Source organism: Streptomyces sp. NPDC001920 (assembly GCF_053594495.1).
Window position 1 is genome coordinate 1 of the sequence record NZ_JBSFEP010000049.1, and the last position, 3595, is coordinate 3595.

The following is a 3595-nucleotide window of genomic DNA, read 5'->3' on the forward strand; positions in this document are numbered from 1 at the left end:
CGGCTGAACTCGACGAAGGTGGCCGGTGTGGCCATGACGGTGACGCCGCCGGCGAGCGCCATGTCGCACTCGCCGTTGCGCAGGGCCTGGGCGGCGAGGTGCACGGCGACCAGTGAGGACGAGCAGGCGGTGTCGACGGTGACCGCCGGTCCCTCGAACCCGAACGTGTAGGAGATCCGCCCCGACGCCACGCTGTACGAGTTGCCGGTGCCCACGTACCCCTCGAAGCCCGCCGGGGCCTGCTGGAGGAGGCGGCCTCCGTAGTCGCCGTACATCACGCCCACGAAGACGCCCGTGGCGCTGCCACGCAAGGAGTCGGCAGGGATGCCCGAGCGCTCGACGGCCTCCCAGGAGTGTTCCAGCAGCAGCCGCTGCTGCGGGTCCATCGCCAGGGCTTCCCGCGGGCTGATACCGAAGAAGTCCGGGTCGAACTCGTCGGCGTCGTACAGGAATCCGCCGTGCCGGGTGTAACTCTTGCCGGCCGCTTCGGGATCCGGGTCGAAGAGCTCCTCGACGTTCCAACCTCGGTTCGACGGGAAGTCCCCCACGCCTTCCTCCCCGTTGGCGGCCAGCTCCCACAGCTCGCCGGGGGAACGCACGCCACCGGGATAGCGGCAGGCCATGGAGACGATGGCGATCGGTTCGTCCTCACGACGGGCGGGGGCGTTGCCGGCAGGCCCGCCGTCCGTCGCGGGCCGCTCGCCCACCAGCCGGGCGTGCAGATGGGCGGCCAGGGCGTGTGCTGTCGGGTAGTCGAAGATCAGCGTGGCCGGCAGCCGCAGGCCGGTCGCCGCGTCCAGCTGGTTGCGCAGCTCGACCGCCGTGAGCGAGTCGAACCCGAGTTCCTGGAACGGCCGCTGAGGCGGGACGTCCTCGGCGGAACCGTGCCCGAGCACGGCCGCGGTCCGGCCGCGGACGAGGTCCAGCAGGTACCGCTCCTGCTCGGCGGGCGGGAGCCCGGCGAGTGCCTCTGCCGGCGACGCCGTACCGGCCGGTGCGCCGCGACGCGCGGCGGGAACACGGACCAGGCCGCGCAGGACGGCGGGAAGGTCTCCCGCTGCCCGGACGCCTGCGCCGCGCAGCGCGGCGAGGTCGAGCCGTACAGGAACGAGCAGTGGCTCGGCCGGCGTGTGCAGCGCGACGTCCAGGAGGGACAGGGCCTGCTCCGGCGCGAACGGCACGAGTCCGGTACGGGAGAACCGGCCCTGGGTGGACCGGTCGAGGGTGTCCGCCATGCCGCCGGCGTCCTCCCACAGACCCCACGCCAGTGACGTGGCCGGCAGGCCCGCCGCTTGCCGGTGGTGGGCGAGGGCGTCCAGGAAGGTATTGGCCGCCGCGTAGTTGCCCTGCCCGGGGTTGCCCAGGATGCCGGCGGCGGAGGAGAACATCACGAACGCGGCGAGCTCCATGTCGCGCGTCGAGTGATGCAGGTTCCAGGCCGCGTCGACCTTCGGTCGCAACACCTCCCCGAGCCGCTGATCGGTCAGCGACCCCACCAAACCGTCGTCCAGGGCTCCCGCCGCGTGGACGACCGCGATGAGCGGATGCGCGGCGGGCACCGCGGCGACGAGGCCACGCACCCTCTCGGGATCGGCCACGTCGCACGCCACTACGGTCACACGGGCACCGAGCTCCTCGAGCTCCGCGCGCAGTTGTTCGGCGCCGGGAGCCTCGGGGCCGCGACGGCCGCACAGCAGCAGATGCCGTACGCCGTGCGCACGGACCAGGTGAGCGGCGACGAGCCCGCCCAGGCCGCCGGTGCCTCCGGTGATCAGTACGGTGCCGTCCGGGTCCAGCGGTGTCCCCGGGGTACCGTCCCACGCGGTGACGGCGCGCGCCAGGCGCGGCGCGTGGAGGAGGCCCCGCCGCACGGCGAGCTGCGGCTCACCGGTGGCGAGGGCGCTGTTCAGCAGCGACTCCCAGCCGTCGGCGGCGTGCGGGATGTCGAGGTCGACCAGGACGAAACGGCCGGGGTTCTCGGACTGTGCGGCCCGTACGAGCCCCCAGACCGCGGCATGGCCGAGGTCCGGCACGTCCTCGGTGGGCTCGATGGCCACGGCGCCCGAGGTGACCACGGCCAACTGTGAGGAGGCATACCGCGTGTCCGCCAGCCATGCCCGGACCGCGTCGAGCGCCTGCAGCGTCGCGGCGTGGACCCCCGCCACGGTGTCGGATCCCGCCGTAGGGGCGGGTACGCAGGGCAGCACGACGGTGCCGGGCACCGGGAGACCGTTGTCGATGGCCCGGCCCAGCGCGGCGAGGTCGAGGCGGGCGCCTTCGAGGACGACCGGAGCGCTGCCGCCCGGGGGCATCTCCGCCGCCGTGCGCCCGGGCGACGGCAGTACGGCCCAGTCCAGTCGGTACAGTGCGTCCCGCTGGTCGGCGCCCAGTGCCGCGAGCCGGTCCACGGAGACCGGGCGGGTCGCGACCGACCGGACGCCGGCGACGGGAGTGCCCGCGGCGTCCGTGATCTCCAGTTCGACGGCTCCCTCGCCGGTAGGGGCGAGACGGACCCGCAGCCGCCCCGCGCCGGCCATGTGCAAGGTCACGCCCGACCAGGAGAACGGCAGCCGTACGGCCGCCGTCGCCGCGTCCGTCTCGCCGTCCTCGCCTGCCGGGCTGTCCGGGTCCAGGGCGAGCGGATGCAGGGCGCCGTCCAGGAGGGCCGGATGGAGTCCGTACCGGTGATCGTCGGCTCCGGTGGCGGCGTCCTCGGGCCATGCCACTTCGGCGTACAGCGTTTCCCCGTGCCGCCATGCCGCGTCTAGCCCCTGGAAGAGCGGGCCGTAGGTGTACCCCCGGTCCGTCAGCCGCTCGTAGAAATCCGTCACGTCCACCGGGCGCGCCCCTTCGGGCGGCCACGCGGACACTGCGCTAGATGGCACGACCTCCGCCGCGCCGAGCGCACCGTCGGCGTGAACCGTCCACGGCCGGTCGAACGGAGCCGCGGCCCTGTCACCCGAACCGGACGGGCGGGGCCGCGAGTGGATCAGGACCGTACGGTCGCCCGAGTCGTCGGGCGGCCCTACGGTGACACGCAGTTGGACGCCCCCGGTCTCCGGGAGGACCAGCGGGCTCTGCAGCGTCAGCTCCCTGACCCCGCCGCAACCGCTCCGTCCGGCCGCGTACAGGGCCAGCTCGACCAGGGCGGTACCCGGCATCAGGACGGTGCCGGCGATCGTGTGGTCGGCCAGCCACGGGTGGGAGTCCAGCGAGACGCTGCCGGTGAGGACGAGGCCACCATCGGGCAGTTCGCTCACGGCCCCCAGCATCGGGTGGTCGGCGGCACCGAGTCCCAGCTCCGCGGGGTCACCGCCCGGCAGGGGCTCCTTGATCCAGTAACCGGAGTGCTGGAACGGATAGGTGGGCAGCAGGGCGGCCGCACCGTGCCGTCCGGTCGTCTCGGGTTCGGGAAGGACGGCGGCCCAGTCGACGAGTGCGCCGGCGGTGTGGAGCCGGGCTACGGCCGTGAGCAGCGTACGCGTCTCGCGCTTCTCGGCGTGGAGGGTGTGGGTGATGGTGTGTGGGGTGGGTTGCTGGTCGAGGGTGGTGTGGATGTGGGGTGTGAGGGTGGGGTGGGGTCCGATTTCGAGGT

At 73.5% G+C, this 3595-nt stretch carries 1 protein-coding gene; it reads right to left on the reverse strand.

Annotation, left to right across the window (positions count from 1 at the left end; genetic code table 11):
- The coding region (locus tag ACWCPI_RS38830; protein WP_451042662.1) for a type I polyketide synthase at positions 1–3595 on the reverse strand (3595 nt) is incomplete at both ends.